The sequence below is a fragment of the Paludisphaera soli genome (assembly GCF_011064595.1).
GTDB classification, from domain to species: domain Bacteria; phylum Planctomycetota; class Planctomycetia; order Isosphaerales; family Isosphaeraceae; genus Paludisphaera; species Paludisphaera soli.
This window is the reverse complement of record NZ_JAALJI010000004.1, coordinates 1-13,275: the sequence shown is the minus strand read 5'-3', so window position 1 is coordinate 13,275 and position 13,275 is coordinate 1. Positions and strand designations below refer to the sequence as shown.

Here is a 13,275-nt window from a genome sequence, read left to right as displayed (position 1 = left end):
TGGTGGGCTTGGAGGCTTCAGGGCATCTGGAGAAAACGCGGGTGCGGATTCGTGCGTCCGGAAGGTCCGGTTTCGCCCGATGTTTCATTTTCTCGACGGCCAGTTCTCGGCGCGAAACGAAACATTCTTGAAATCCATATAATACTTGACATTGAACGGCTCCACAGTGTTCTATAGTGACGCCCTCGCACCGCACCGCACAGGACAGCACGCAGGTGCTCAAGAACCCCTGTCTGCGGCATGGCAATTGCTGCATGCTTGCCGGGACCACGGTCTTGGTTGGATTCTCAGGGACGCACCACGCAACGGATTCATTGAGGAACGCACCACTATGAGAACGCTCCGCTCCTTCTCGCTGATCGCCGCCTTCGCCGCGGCCCTGACCGTCGCCCCGGCCTCGCAGGCCGCTGAGGTCATCTTCGGCACCGAGGGCGTGTTCACCGCCTCGGGCACCAGCACCCTCGACCTCGGCGGCGGCAACCTCCTGCAGTTCTTCGGCGAGGGCCTGAACCTCGTCAACGCCGACCCGACCTCGCAGGCCACCTTCGGCGAGTTCGACACCAGCCTGATCACCAGCCCGGTCAACATCCCCATCGTCACGGGCTTCACGCTGACGATCCTCCAGCTGTCCCCCGCCCCCACCGGCGACCCCGACGTCGTCTTCAGCGGCACGATCTCGGGCACGATCCGCATCGACAACAGCGGGGCCTTCCTGCAGTTCGACGGGCCGCTGTCCCAGTCGATCGCCTCGGTGATCGGCCCCGTCACCTACTCGATCCTCTCGGGCGACTCGTTCACCCCCGGCCGGGTCAACATCAACCCGTCGACCACCAACGGCGGCCGTTCGACGATCGCCGGCCTGGTGACCGTCATCCCCGAGCCGTCGTCGATCGTCCTGGCGGGCCTCGCGGCCCCGCTGGTCCTGATCGTCCGGGCCCGTCGGTCGGCCGCCAAGGCCTGATCTCGGCCTCGGCCGATTGAGCTTTCTCCGAACGGCACGCACCCGGCCCCTGGGTGCGTGCCGTTTCTCATTGGGGCACCACCTTTCTTCCCATCACTCCGTCGCCGCCCCGCCGACCGTCGACTGTCTCTCCAACTTCCCGCGATGACCAGCCCGGTGCCGCATCCTGCGCGAAGACGTGCGCACGAGTGCGAGCCCGGACGAACCGGGGCACACGAGGCGAAGCTCCCTGTCAGGGAACTCCCGGCGGAATCCGCAAGGCGAGCGTCATCCCCGGGCGCGGCGATCTTGTGGATTTGAGCCGACTCGAACCTGGCAGATGACGTCGCGATCCCGAAGGCCGGAGACCGCCCCCCCGCAGTCCTCCCGGCCCTCCAGCTCGCCTGCAATTCCAGGCGGCGGGATCGGGCGACGATGGGCCCGCATCGCCATCACGGATCGACGATCGGCCCATCTCGGCCCAGGGCGTCCGACGTCGCGCGACGCCTCCGTAGGACGATCAGGGAGCGGCGGACTCCTCGACGACCGCTAAGGAGCCCGCCGGGCGTCAGTCGGCGTGGCGAGGCCCTCGGAACCGCCCCGGCCCGACGGCTGCGAGACCGCGCCCGTCGCGCCGGCAAGGCGACGTGGGTCGAGCCCCGGACGGCCGGACTCCACCGCCCCTCGGGCCGCCGCACGCGAGCACGCGGAACATTCATCCCGACATGATCATACAGCACCCATCCTGACTTCGTCGCGACCTCCAGGCCTCGGCCGCGCCGGGCCTCGACTCGCCCGACTCCGGGACGGGCCCCGAGCCGTGCGGATCTTCCGCCCCCCTCGTCGACGCCTCGCGGAAGACTGATTGCGACCATGACGCCCTGGATCGAGGCTTGAAATCAGCCAGGCACGACCCCAGGTCGATACGCCCAACCTCAGACGCGCAGGCGACATACGACCGACGCATCACCGCAAGCGAAAGTTCACACATCTACGAATGGAACTGCGATTCGGGGCGACGCGGCCCGCCATCATGCAGGGTTGTGAAAAAAAATAGATATCAGGTGCCGGTGGGTTGACGGGCCACCCGATCGAAGCTAGCTTCATGTCAACTCGTGGATGTGAACTCGTCGTTCGAGATTCGCTTCGCATCCCGACGGGCCACCCTGAGCGTGGCCTTCGACACGACCCGACGCGAGATCGCCCGGCGATCCTGGCCTCGGGCCCCCAGTCCGACCGAAGATCTCCCAAGGCGTGAGGCGATTCGCCCTCACGCCCGCTCCATCACCCAAACCACCCAACCCGATTTCAGAAAACGACCCCTCGGGCTGGCTCCCGACCTATGGTTCGGGTAGCCGCCCTGCGCCGCCACGATTCCGCGCGACGCTGGACAGCTCTGCATTTCCAACATCCTTGCCCCAAGATGATGAGAGAGCAACGCATGCTTTTCGACCGCCTCATCGCCCGGCGCCGCCGCCAGGCCGTCACCCGGACCACCCGCCCCGACGTCGAGCCCATGGAGCAGCGTCAGCTCCTGACCGCCTACCTCACGGTCGACAGCCCCCGCATCACGGAGGGGACCGGCGGCGCCACGACGATGAACTTCACCGTCAAGCTCATGCTGCCGTCGACGCAGCCCGTCACCGTCAGCTACGGCACGGCCAACCGGACCGCCGTGGCGGGCTCGGACTACAATCCCGCCTACGGCACGCTGACCTTCGCCCCGGGCGAGACCGCCAAGACCGTGCCGGTCTCGATCATCCCCGACTCGCTCGTCGAGACGACCGAGATCTTCGACCTGAACCTGACGAACCCGGTCAACGCCACCATCTTCACGAAGACCGGCACCGGCACGACCCTCGACGACGACGCGGTCCTGGCCCCGGCCCTGACGGTCGCCGACGTCCGCATGACGCGCGGGCTCAACGGCTCCCGGACCATGGACTTCACCGTCAACCTGAACCAGGCGCAGCGCACCTCAGTCTCGGTCTCGGCGGCCACGTCCGCCTGGACGGCGATCGCCGGGGTCGACTTCCAGACGAAGTCGCAGGTGCTCACCTTCGCCCCCGGCGAGACGTCCAAGACCTTCTCGGTGACGATCTTCGGCACTTCGATCGTCTCCGCCGACAAGAAGTTCCTGGTCAGGCTCAGCGGCAGCACCGCGACGCTCAGCCGCTCGACGGCCGCCGGCACCCTGGTCTACGGGGCCTGACCGCCGCGGCCCCCCGGCCCGCTCCAGCAACCCGAACGCCCGATCGCCCCCGGCCGGCCGGCCCGCCGCCGAGCCGGGGCGCGGCGCGGTGTTGATCCATCCCGCCTCGCTCGGCCGGACCGTATCGGCCCGAATCCCCCCGATCCCATCGCCTCCACCTTGCCGCCCCCTCGCGATCCGGTCCCCGGCAAGTCCTCGGACCTCGCCCGGCATCCATTGCGTCGATGACCCCTGGCACCCCGTCTGGTAGACTCGACGCCGCCCCGTTTCGGGGCCGCAGAGGCGATCGCACGAAAGGAAGCCGGACGTGGAAGAACAACAGGCCGTCATCGTCGAGTTCGAGTACCCGGACGAGAGCCTCGACCCTTTGCTTGAGCTGGAAGATCTCCTGGAAGCCGAGGTCGAGACCGCCGACGTCGGCGAGTTCGACGGCCACGAGCTGGCCGTCGACCTGAAATCCGGCACCCTGGACTTCTACGGCCCCGACGCCGAGGCCCTCCTGGCCGTCATCCGCCCCCTCCTGGTCGCCGCCGACTGCCTCCGCAGCGTCCGCGTCGCCCTCCACCTCGGCCCCCTCGACCGGGGCGTCCCGGACCGCGTCGAGGACCTCGCCGACTGAGCGCGGGCCCGGCCTCGGCCTCGCCCCCCCACCTCCCCTCTCCCGAGGATCGGCCCGCGAGCCGGGCTGGCTCCGATTTCCGCGGCCGTCCCGGTCGCGATCGACGCGGCGATCCTCTCCACAGCGCCGAAGGCGTCGGCGGCCGGCTCGCCGTCGACGCCCGGATCGGGCGGGACCGCACGTCGATCGGGACGCTCGCCCGGCCGGGGATCCACAGCCGGGAACCGAAACACCGCGCGACCTCCTCCCCAGTCGTCCACTTCGCGGATCGGGCCTGGACCTACCCTGAAGCGTTCCTCTCGCGCCAGAGTCGATACACGTCGAGGGCCGCGTCGTCGGGCTCGTGCACCATGGGCAGGAGCCGCTCCGGCCAGGGCCTGGCGATCTCGTCGTAGAAGCTGGCGAGCGTGAAGTAGCGGCGGTCGTCGGCGTAGAACGGCGCGTAGTCCTCGCGGGTGGCGACGAACGTCACGCGGTCGGGCCCGCAGTAGTACATGGCCGCCAGGCACATCGGGCAGGGGTGGGCGAGGATGTAGAACTCGCAGCCCCGAAAATCCTCCGTGCCCAGCCGGGCCGACGCCTCGCGGATCGCGCAGATCTCGGCGTGGGCGGTCGGGTCATGGGTCTGGGCGACGAGGTTGACCGCCTCGACGAGGATCGCCCCGTCGCGGACGATCAGGCAGGCGAACGGCCGCCCCCCCGCCTCGACGTTGTCCCGGGCCAGCTCGATCAATCGCCCGATGAAATCCATGCGCGGCCCTCCCGACCCGAGGCCCCCACCTCGACCGGCAGGCTACCGCGCGGCCGACGCCGGTTCCAGGCGCCGTCGCTCCAGGAGCGACGCCCTCCCGCTCGATTCGCGCGACAGGTCCTATGTTACAGATGGGCCGTCGCGCGAATGCGGGACGCCGGCCGCGAATCGACGGCCCACGCCGCCCGGCCTCATCGTGCGGTCGGGGCGGCCACGGACCGGGAGCCGTCCTGGTGGAATCGCGTGCGGGACGTCGCGAAAACACGTCGAAAGCGCCGAACGAACCCAATCCCCGGCCCCGATTTTCCCACTCAAAGCCAACCGGAAACACGCCTTGCGTCGAATGGCTTCGTTTCCAGAGCCGCGCGATCGAACCCAATCCCCGGGGCCTTTTCGAGGCCTCGCCGCCGCTTCCGCCGACGACGGTCCGAGAGACGTCCCCGGCGACGGCCGCCGGGTCGCAACTCGTCGGTCGGGCAGGAGATCGGCGGAGCCGAAGCGATCGGGACGGCCGGAGATCGGGGCGAACGAAAGCGATCCGAAAGTCGTATCCAATCCCACGCCTGCGCTGGTGGAAGCGGGGCGGAAAATCGTAAGATGAAGGACTATCCAGCCGTCCCGAGGGCGAGCAGCCTCGGCGGACGGTCGAATCGGTTCCGGTGGCCCGTTCGCTGCCGTGCAAGTTGAGAAGACGAGGAGCGTGGGCCATGGCGGAGCGAAGATCCTATCAGGGAGGCGGAAAAGGCCGTCCGGCGCGGAAGGAAGGGGGCGGACCGAAGCCGCCCGGCGGGCCCCAGCGGAGCCTCTCCGGGGCGGGCTCGAAGCGGTTCTCCAACGGGGGCAATCCCCCCCGGCCCGGGCAGTCCCAGGGCCCGCAATCGAACTACGGCGACCGCAGGCCCGCGCGTCCCGGCCAGGGGCAGGGTCCGGGCCAGGGCCCGCGTTTCGGCCAGGGCGACCGCAAGGGCCCCGGCCCCCACCGGCCACGACGGCCCGTCGACCAGGCCGGGCCCGAGAACGAGAAGGGCGAACGCCTCCAGAAGGTCCTGGCCCAGTCCGGGTTGGGGTCGCGGCGGGCCTGCGAGGAGTACATCCTCCAGGGCCGCGTCACGGTCGACGGCAAGACCGTCAAGGAGCTGGGCGCGCGCGTCCACCCCGGCTCGGCCGTCATCGCGGTCGACGGCGAGAAGCTCAAGGCCGAACGCCACGTCTACTTCGCCGTCAACAAGCCCAAGGGCTACGTCTCCACGAACGACGACCCCTCCGGCCGTCCCCGCGTCGTCGACCTGCTCCCCGAGGTCCCCGAGCGCGTCTACACCGTCGGCCGGCTCGACGAGGAGAGCACCGGCTTGATGATCCTGACCAACGACGGTCAGCTCGCCAACCGCCTCGCCCACCCCCGGTTCGGCGTCGAGAAGGTCTATCGCGCGGTCGTCGCCGGCAGCCCGGGACCGGACGTCATCGCCCGGCTGACCGAAGGCGTCTGGCTCTCCGAAGGGAAGGTCCGCGCCAAGCGGAGCCGGATCGTCGGCTCCCAGGGCGACGCCACCATCCTGGAGTTGGTCCTGGCCGAGGGCAAGAAGCGCGAGATCCGCCGGATGCTCGCGAAGTTCGGCCACAAGGTCATGATCCTGACCCGCATCGCCATCGGCCCGATCAACCTCAAGGGGCTCCCCGTCGGCGAGCACCGGGCGCTCTCGCGGACCGAGGTCGACATGCTCCGCAAGGTCGCCTCCGGCATCGCCATCTCCCCCCCGCGAGACCTTGCGGACGACGCCCGCCCCCCCCGCAAGCCCCAGGGGTACGGCCAGAACCGGCCCAACCAGGGCTACGGCCAGAATCGCCCGAATCAGGGGTACGGCCAGAACCGACCGAGCCAGGGCTACGGCCAAAATCGCCCGAATCAGGGCTACGGCCAGAACCGACCGGGCCAGGGCCGACCGAGCCAGGCCTACGGCCAGAACCGACCGCCCGCCGGCCCGCGCCCGGCCGAGGGCCGGGGTGCCGGCCACAAGATCGACATCGAGGCCCTGGGCCCGCCCCCCTCCCAGCGCCGGCCCCGGCCTGAAGGCCGTCCCGAGCCGAACCGCGAGGCCCTGCCGGCCCGCTCGCCCAGCGGCGTCCGCCCGCCTCGCTCCCACTTCGAGGCAGGTCCCGAAGGGGGCCCGCCTTCGCGCCCCTCGGGCCGATCCCGCCAGGGAGCGCCCGGAGGCCGTCCCCAGGGCCCGCGCCCGCAGGGAAACCGTCCCCAGGGGTATCGCCCTGAAGGGGCCCCGCCGCCGCGTCCCCAGGGCTACCGCCCCGAGGGCGGCCCGCCGCCCCGTCCGCAGGGCTATCGTCCCGAAGGCGGCCCGCCGTCGCGTCCGCAGGGCTACCGTCCCGAAGGCGGCCCGCCGTCGCAGCGGCCTCCCCGCCCGGCCGGATCGGGCCGCCCCCCCGGCGGCCCCGGCCCGCGTCCCCAGGGCGGTCCGGGTCGGCCGCCACGCCCGGCCGGACCGCCGCCGGCCTCCCTGCCGACGGGGCGTCGGATCATCGGCCTGGACTCCAAGGTCTATCGCGAGACGAGCGACGCGCCGGACGCCGGGCAGGGCCCCAAGCGGCCCATGCCCAAGCGTCGGCCCCTGCGTAAGGCCGCGGGCGTCAAGCGGAAGCGGCCGGGCGACAAGGCATGAGCGACGCCAGCTGCCCCAGCCGAGCCCTGATGCGTCCCGCCGCGACCGTCCTGGAGAATCGGGAGGTCGCGCGGGACACGTTCCGCCTCCGCCTGGGCGATCCCGAGATCGCCCGGCGGATCCTCCCCGGCCAGTTCGTCATGGTTCGGGGTGCCGCCGAGGGGACCGACGACCCCCTGCTCGGCCGGCCGTTCGCCCTCTATGAGGTCCAGCGCGACGAGTCGGGCGAGCCGGTCTCGTTCGACGTCGTCTACCTCGTCATCGGTCGGGGGACCGCCGCGCTCTCGCGGCGCAAGCCCGGCGATCGGGTCGCCGTCTGGGGCCCGCTGGGGAACGGCTTCGGCCCCTCCCCAGGCTCCGGCTCGGCCCTCTTCATCGCCGGCGGCATCGGCCAGACGCCGTTCCTGGCCCTGGGCCGGGACTGGCTCGGCCGCGCGTCCTACGGCGATCGGCCGAAGCCTGAAAGCGAGACGCCGGTCGACTCCGCCACGCTCCTCTACGGCGTGCGATCGGCCGGGCTGCTGGCGGGGGTCGAGGACTTCGAGCGGGCCGGGATCGGCGTCGAGATCGCCACCGACGACGGCTCCGCCGGCCGCCTCGGCTTCGTCACCCAGCTGCTGGCGGATCGCATCCAGGCCGGCGAGCGGCCCGCGAAAGTGGTCGCCTGCGGCCCGCCGCCGATGCTCGCGGCCGTCGCCAGGCTGGCCCAGGCCCACGATATCCCCTGCGACGTCTCGCTGGAGAACCACATGGCCTGCGGCTTCGGGGCCTGCTTCAGCTGCGTCACCCCGATCCTCCAGGACGACGGCCGCCCCGACCTCCGCCGGGTCTGCGTCGAAGGCCCGGTCTTCCCCGCCCACCGCGTCGACTGGTCGCGGCCCTCGCACTGACGCCGAGGGCCGCCGCCACGCCCTTTCCCTCTCAGCGGAGGGACTTGGCCTGGGCGCGGATCTGGTCGCGGATGCGGGCCGCCAGCTCGTAATCCTCGCGCGCCACGGCCTCGTCGAGCTGCTCGCGCAGGGTCTTCTCGACCGCGAAGTTGCGGCGGATCTCCTGCTCGTTGAGCCGGAGCTGCTCGATCAGCGATGGGTTCGGCGAGTCGGTCGCGTCGCGCTCTTCCCACCACGACCGCTGATGGGCCAGCAGCCGTTCGACGCCGTCGCGGAGGGCGTCGATCGCCTCCTCCGGCCGCCTCCGCTCCAGCGACATCGCCGCCAGGGCCTGGGCCCGGTGGAACTGCACGAGGCCCCGGAACTGCTCGTGCGAGGCGATGTAATCTTCGTCCGAGCCGTGCCGACGCACGAAGTCCATCAGCGACAGGGTGTGGTCGGAGTCGCGGATCGCCAGCTCGTAGCGGCGGAGCGAGAGCCAGGCCATCCGGCGGTGGTAGAACTGCACGAACTCGCGGTCGGCCTCGACGCAATGGTGCTGCGACATCGTCCAGTTCGGCCCCTGGTCGGTCCCCTTGCTGGAGGCGTGATAGCGGAGATAGTCCAGGTAGGTCGAAGCCCCGTGCGGCCGCGAGCCGTCGGGCCGGCCGGCGACCTCGAGCTGGAGCACTCCCAGCTCGATCCGGATCTGCAAGACGTTGCGACCGTCCCGCGCGCGGACCTCGCGAGCCAGGACCTCGCCCGGCTCGGGATCGTAGGGCCACCCCTGGATGACGTCGTCCAAATCCTTCCGCATCCGCCTGCCCCCCCGAGCGCATCCCTGTCCGCCCCGCAACCGCCCCTAAGGAATTATAGCCCGCCGCCCGCCGAAATCCTACTCGCCGCATCCATGCCGCCCCGCCCGACGATTTCCCGGAATCCCGGCCGCCACCCCCTTGCAAAACGGGCCCTCACCCGTCATGATGCTCCTATCAATCCCACTTGCCACACGCCCTCCTAGCTCAATTGGCAGAGCAGCTGACTCTTAATCAGCGGGTTGATGGTTCGAGTCCATCGGGGGGCACTTCCGACCGAGTCCGTCACAGGCCGCCCCGGCCCGTCGGACTCCGTCTTTTCTCGGGCGAAACCCACTTCGCCCGACTTCCCATCATCGGTCGTCGTTCCGTCAGTCTCCGACGGAATCCGACTCATTCCGTCCTCTGCGCGCGGCAAATGCGCGGCAAAGACTTTGCTTATGGGTTGTACGTCCGTTCCCGTCGCGGCCAGACTGGACGCCTCGGGGAGGTCGGGATCGGTACGCAAGGCGGGCAGCGACAGGGCGGCCCGTTCCATGTCCACGGCGCGGGGTTTGGTGTAGCGATCGGTCAGGCCGGGCGTCGAATGCCTCATCAGGCGTTGGGCGACTCGCGGCGACACGCCGGCGGCGTCCAGCAAGGTCGCGGTCTGGCAGCGCAGGGAATGAAAGTCGAACACCAGGCCCCCCGCATCGCGGTAGGGAATCCCGGCGCGTTCCAGGTCGGCCCGGAGCATGCTCGCGCCCCGGTCGTCGGTCAGTCGAAAGACGGCTTCCCCGGCGGCCACGGACGCGACGTAAGGCCGCAGGTCGCTCGCCAGGTCGTCGGGAAGGATCATCGCGGCGGGTTCGCCGTTCTTGGTGTACCCGGCCGCGACGATCACGGTGGGCGGGTCCGCTCGCCAGTCGAAGGATTCGGGCCGGATGCTCTGAATCTCGCCGTACCGCAGCCCGGTCGCGACGGCCAGCCGGTAGCAGAGCGCCCGCTCGGGGCCGGTCGTGTTCCGCCAGGTGGGGCCGGTGCGGGCGGTTTCGATCAGGTGCCGCAGTTCATCGACGCCGATGGTCCGCCGATCGTGGCGACGGTCTTCCTTGGCGTTGTAGCCCGTTACGTTCGCAAGCGGGTTGGACGCCAGCCGGCCCGACTTCCAGGCCCACGCCGAGAACGCACGCGCGGCCGTCCGGTGGCTGTTGACGGTCCCCAGGGACAGACCATCCTCGCGCAGGGCCTTCAAGGCATCCTGGACGCGATCGGCCGTCAGGTCCGACAACCGGGACGCGGCGGCCAGCGAGAACACGCGGCGGGCCTGGCTCGCCATCAGGGCGATGTGCTTGGGAGTCGCCCCCTTCGCGGTCAAATGGGCGCGGTACGCTTCCAGGTGTTCGGCGATCGGCCGGGCGGCGTGATCCTTCCGCGCGAGGTCGCGAGGGTCGACCAATCCCGCCTTGATCTTCGCGGCCTCGGACTCGGCGGCGCGGGCCAGGTCCTCCGTCGCCCGCTTGTCGGTGCATCCCTTCCGTTCGATCCGCCGTCCGTCGGCATCGACGTAGGCGAAGTACCAAGTCTTCCCGCGTTTTCGTAGACTCGCCATCGGGTTCGTCTCCTGCTAGTACCAGGGTCGAATCAAGGGGGCGGGGCCGTTCGCAGCGGTCCCGTTTCCCGCCCTTCCTTGTCCATCAATCACGCACGGTCCGTCAAGGGGCCTCGGACTGGATCGCCAGGCGTTCGGCCACGGCGTAGGCGTCGGGTCCGTCGTCGTTTTCCTCGGTCGGCTCGATCGGGGCCGGTCCCCAGCGCCAGCCGGACAGTTCCTCCCATGCGACGGACAAGGGCAGGTGCCGCCCCCACAGGTAGCGAATGCGGCCGAATCCGCTCGCGTGAACGTCGCCCCAATCGTTGCATCCCTCGGGGGGCCGAACCCGCACTGCTCGGGACGGCCAGCCGGTCGCGGCCCCGTCCCCCGCGTCGTCGGCGTCGGTGGCGATGAACCATCGCGGCGCGGCCAGCATCGCTTCAAGGATGCTCGGGTCGGGCCGCGACGACGCGCTCCCCAGCGTGACCACGGAGGCCGCGTCGTGGAGTTGCTGGCCCATCAAGATGGCGTCGAATTCGCCTTCGACCACGATCAGCGGACGGCCGGATTGGATCGCCTCGGGGCCGGGGTAGATTCTCGGTCGGTCGCGGTAGGCTTCGACGTACTTCGGCTTCGCCCCTTCGGGCTGGCGGATCTTGACCAGGGCCAGCCGATCGCCGTCATACCAGGGGATCGAGACTCCCGAGGCTCGATAGGATCGGTCGCCGTCTTTCTTGGGGATGCGGGCAGTAGCGACGAACCCCAGGCGCGCCGCGCGAATCGTCTCAACGGCCAGGCCGCGACCGTGCAGGTAGGAAAGGGTCCGCGCCCCCTCGGGACTCCAAAGGCGTTCGGCGGCGTCTTCCACCAACGCCAGTGCGTCGGCCGGGGGAAGGCCGGACGGACGCTCCGGGGGCCTCGCGGGGGCCTTGGCGGGCCTCGGGGCGGTCGGGGCTCGGGGGCTCGACTCCCAGGGCGTCAGGCCGGACAGCTCCGCCACCCGCCGGACGGCCTCGGGGAAGCTCGATCGCCCCACCCTCATCGCCAGGGATGCAGCGTCCCCATGTTCGCCGCATCCGAAGCACTTCCAGCGGCCCCGGCCGGGATCGACGACGAACGACGGGTTGTGGTCGTCGTGGAACGGGCAGCACCACCACAGGCGGCCCCCTCCCCTACGGCCGGGCGGCTCCCCGAGTAGGTCGACGGCCAGGGCCACCAGGTCGACACGGTCTTTGATGGCGACCCATTCGAGACGTTCAGTCGGGGTGCGGACGACGATCGGGGAAGGCATGGATTCGCCTCCATTCTGAAGTTCCACCGCTCGACGCAATTGACGGAATTGACGAAACCCCAGCCCCATGCGGTCCGAACAGGGGTTTTGGCAATTGCGTCAATTTCGTCAAGCCAGCAGGTCGGGATTCACGCTGTAGACCGGGGACGACGGGCGGCCGGGGCCGGCGGGACCTCTCGGGGTCTCTTGTGAGCGGATAGCGTTCGCTTTGGCGAGATGGGCCAGGGCTTTGGCCAGCGAATCGGCCGTGATCCACGGCCGCGCCCGTCTCACGTCGCGTTCGGTGAACGTCTCGCGGCGGCCGTCGCGAAGCCATTCGACGATCGCATTGACCTGGGAGGCTTCGGGTCCGGCCCCTGTCGGGTCGCTCCCGGCGTGCACCCGCCGCGCGTGGCTCTTGAAGTAGGTCGTGAGTCGCCAGGCGTCCTCGACGTGGCGTTCGGCGATGTCGGGGACGGCCAGCGGATCGGCGGTCGGGTCGCCCGCATGCTCCATGAGTCCAAGAACCAGGGCCAGCCGATCGGCGTAGGCGGACAGCTTCCCCCACGCGGCTTCCAGCGAGGGGTTGAAGCCGGGATCGTTCACCTCGCGGGCGTGGACCTTCCGCAGCCGCTTCCGGGCCTTCCTGGCGTCGGGCGTCATGTAGGCGACCTGCGGATTCTCACCGTCCATCGGACGATCCCAGAGGCGTCCGACCAAGAGGGACCAATCGGCCGTCGCGATCTCGGACACGCCGTCCTCGTCCTCGTCTTCCGGCAGGTCGAACGGGTCGGGGCAGCAGAAAAGGAACCGCTCGATGAACCCGTCTCCGGGCCGGGCCGGGTCGATGAACCCCGGCAGGTTGGCCGGGACGGTCCCGCCGACGATCGACAGGCAGGGGTGGGGCGAGCGTAGGGGGACGCCGTTGTCGTCGCCGACGCGATCCTTGATGATCCGCTTGCCGGACCATGCCGACAGGATGTCCTCCTTGTCGGTCCCGCGCCCCCCCTTGAACTGGCCGAACGATCCCATGAGTGCGGACAGCTCGTCGCGGACCATCAGGAGGCCGCGCGGGTTGTCGCTCAGGAGGCCGGGCAGCTTTTCCAGCGTCATGTTGTCCAGGTCGATCCTTCGCGGTCGCGGGCGCGGGGGCAGTTCCGACGCCTTCGGCTTCGGGCCCAACGCCTCGCACTCCGCCTTCCACCGAAGCTCGGCGGCGGCGTGCTCGATGGTCAGGTCGCGGTCGATCGCGTAGACGGGCTTCGCGGCGTGCTCCACTGCCGGGGACTTGCCGGACGACGCCTTGCCGATGACGGCCACGAACAGGGACGACGACGCGAAGTACCCCGGCTTCAAGAGCAGCGAGACGGATCGACCGATCGCCCCGGCGGCGACGGCAAGGGTCGCCCCGGCGGCGAAGTCGACCGGGCATCCGATCGACCGCGAAGCCTCTTCGGCGAGGTGTCGGGCGGGCGGCGGCAGCACGTCCAGCGGGAAGGCTTCCACGGCCGGAGTCTGGCGGATCGCCAGCGAGGGCCAGGCGTCGTCCGTCGT

Annotated in this window: 9 protein-coding genes, 1 tRNA gene and 1 pseudogene; 6 read left to right on the top strand and 5 right to left on the bottom strand. The window is 70.2% G+C overall.

What is annotated here, in order from left to right; all coding sequences use genetic code 11:
* Positions 1–331 precede the first annotated feature (331 nt).
* From G6O68_RS06770 to G6O68_RS06760, 3 genes are all read left to right on the top strand, one after another.
* A complete protein-coding gene (locus tag G6O68_RS06770; RefSeq protein ID WP_165246184.1) occupies positions 332–961 on the top strand; it encodes a hypothetical protein in 630 nt (209 codons plus the stop codon).
* 1,420 nt (positions 962–2,381) lie between these two features.
* Positions 2,382–3,152: a Calx-beta domain-containing protein gene (locus G6O68_RS06765; RefSeq protein ID WP_165246182.1), complete on the top strand. Its 771-nt coding sequence runs from the start codon at positions 2,382–2,384 to the stop codon at positions 3,150–3,152.
* A gap of 307 nt (positions 3,153–3,459) precedes the next feature.
* Positions 3,460–3,771 (top strand): hypothetical protein, encoded by a 312-nt coding sequence (locus G6O68_RS06760; protein ID WP_165246180.1) that lies wholly within the window; start codon positions 3,460–3,462, stop codon positions 3,769–3,771.
* 280 nt (positions 3,772–4,051) lie between these two features.
* On the opposite strand, the gene G6O68_RS06755 is transcribed toward G6O68_RS06760, so the two are convergent.
* On the bottom strand, positions 4,052–4,522 hold the full coding sequence (locus tag G6O68_RS06755; protein ID WP_165246178.1) for a nucleoside deaminase: 471 nt from the start codon (positions 4,520–4,522) through the stop codon (positions 4,052–4,054).
* 707 nt (positions 4,523–5,229) lie between these two features.
* Between G6O68_RS06755 and G6O68_RS06750 the strand changes: the two genes are divergently transcribed.
* Both G6O68_RS06750 and G6O68_RS06745 read left to right on the top strand, forming a co-directional pair.
* Positions 5,230–7,194, top strand: coding sequence for a pseudouridine synthase (locus G6O68_RS06750; protein ID WP_165246176.1), 1,965 nt, complete (start codon positions 5,230–5,232; stop codon positions 7,192–7,194).
* The gene (locus tag G6O68_RS06745) at positions 7,191–8,084 is read left to right on the top strand and encodes a dihydroorotate dehydrogenase electron transfer subunit (RefSeq protein WP_165246174.1); all 894 of its coding nucleotides are present in this window, start codon (positions 7,191–7,193) and stop codon (positions 8,082–8,084) included. The genes G6O68_RS06750 and G6O68_RS06745 overlap by 4 nt, the downstream gene beginning before the upstream one ends.
* A 31-nt stretch (positions 8,085–8,115) precedes the next feature.
* On the opposite strand, the gene G6O68_RS06740 is transcribed toward G6O68_RS06745, so the two are convergent.
* Positions 8,116–8,880, bottom strand: coding sequence for a UvrB/UvrC motif-containing protein (locus tag G6O68_RS06740; RefSeq protein ID WP_165246172.1), 765 nt, complete (start codon positions 8,878–8,880; stop codon positions 8,116–8,118).
* 194 nt (positions 8,881–9,074) lie between these two features.
* On the opposite strand from G6O68_RS06740, the gene G6O68_RS06735 reads away from it, so the two are divergent.
* Positions 9,075–9,147: transfer RNA gene (locus G6O68_RS06735), tRNA-Lys, on the top strand.
* Positions 9,148–9,488: 341 nt separating this feature from the next.
* Here the strand turns inward: G6O68_RS06735 and G6O68_RS33505 are convergent.
* From G6O68_RS33505 to G6O68_RS06720, 3 genes and pseudogenes are all read right to left on the bottom strand, one after another.
* Positions 9,489–10,196: pseudogene (locus G6O68_RS33505) on the bottom strand (tyrosine-type recombinase/integrase); the annotation flags it as partial.
* Positions 10,197–10,572: 376 nt separating this feature from the next.
* Positions 10,573–11,742: a CHC2 zinc finger domain-containing protein gene (locus tag G6O68_RS06725; protein WP_165246170.1), complete on the bottom strand. Its 1,170-nt coding sequence runs from the start codon at positions 11,740–11,742 to the stop codon at positions 10,573–10,575.
* 108 nt (positions 11,743–11,850) lie between these two features.
* Positions 11,851–13,275: DUF3987 domain-containing protein (locus tag G6O68_RS06720; protein ID WP_165246168.1), on the bottom strand; the 1,425-nt coding region annotated here is incomplete at its 5' end.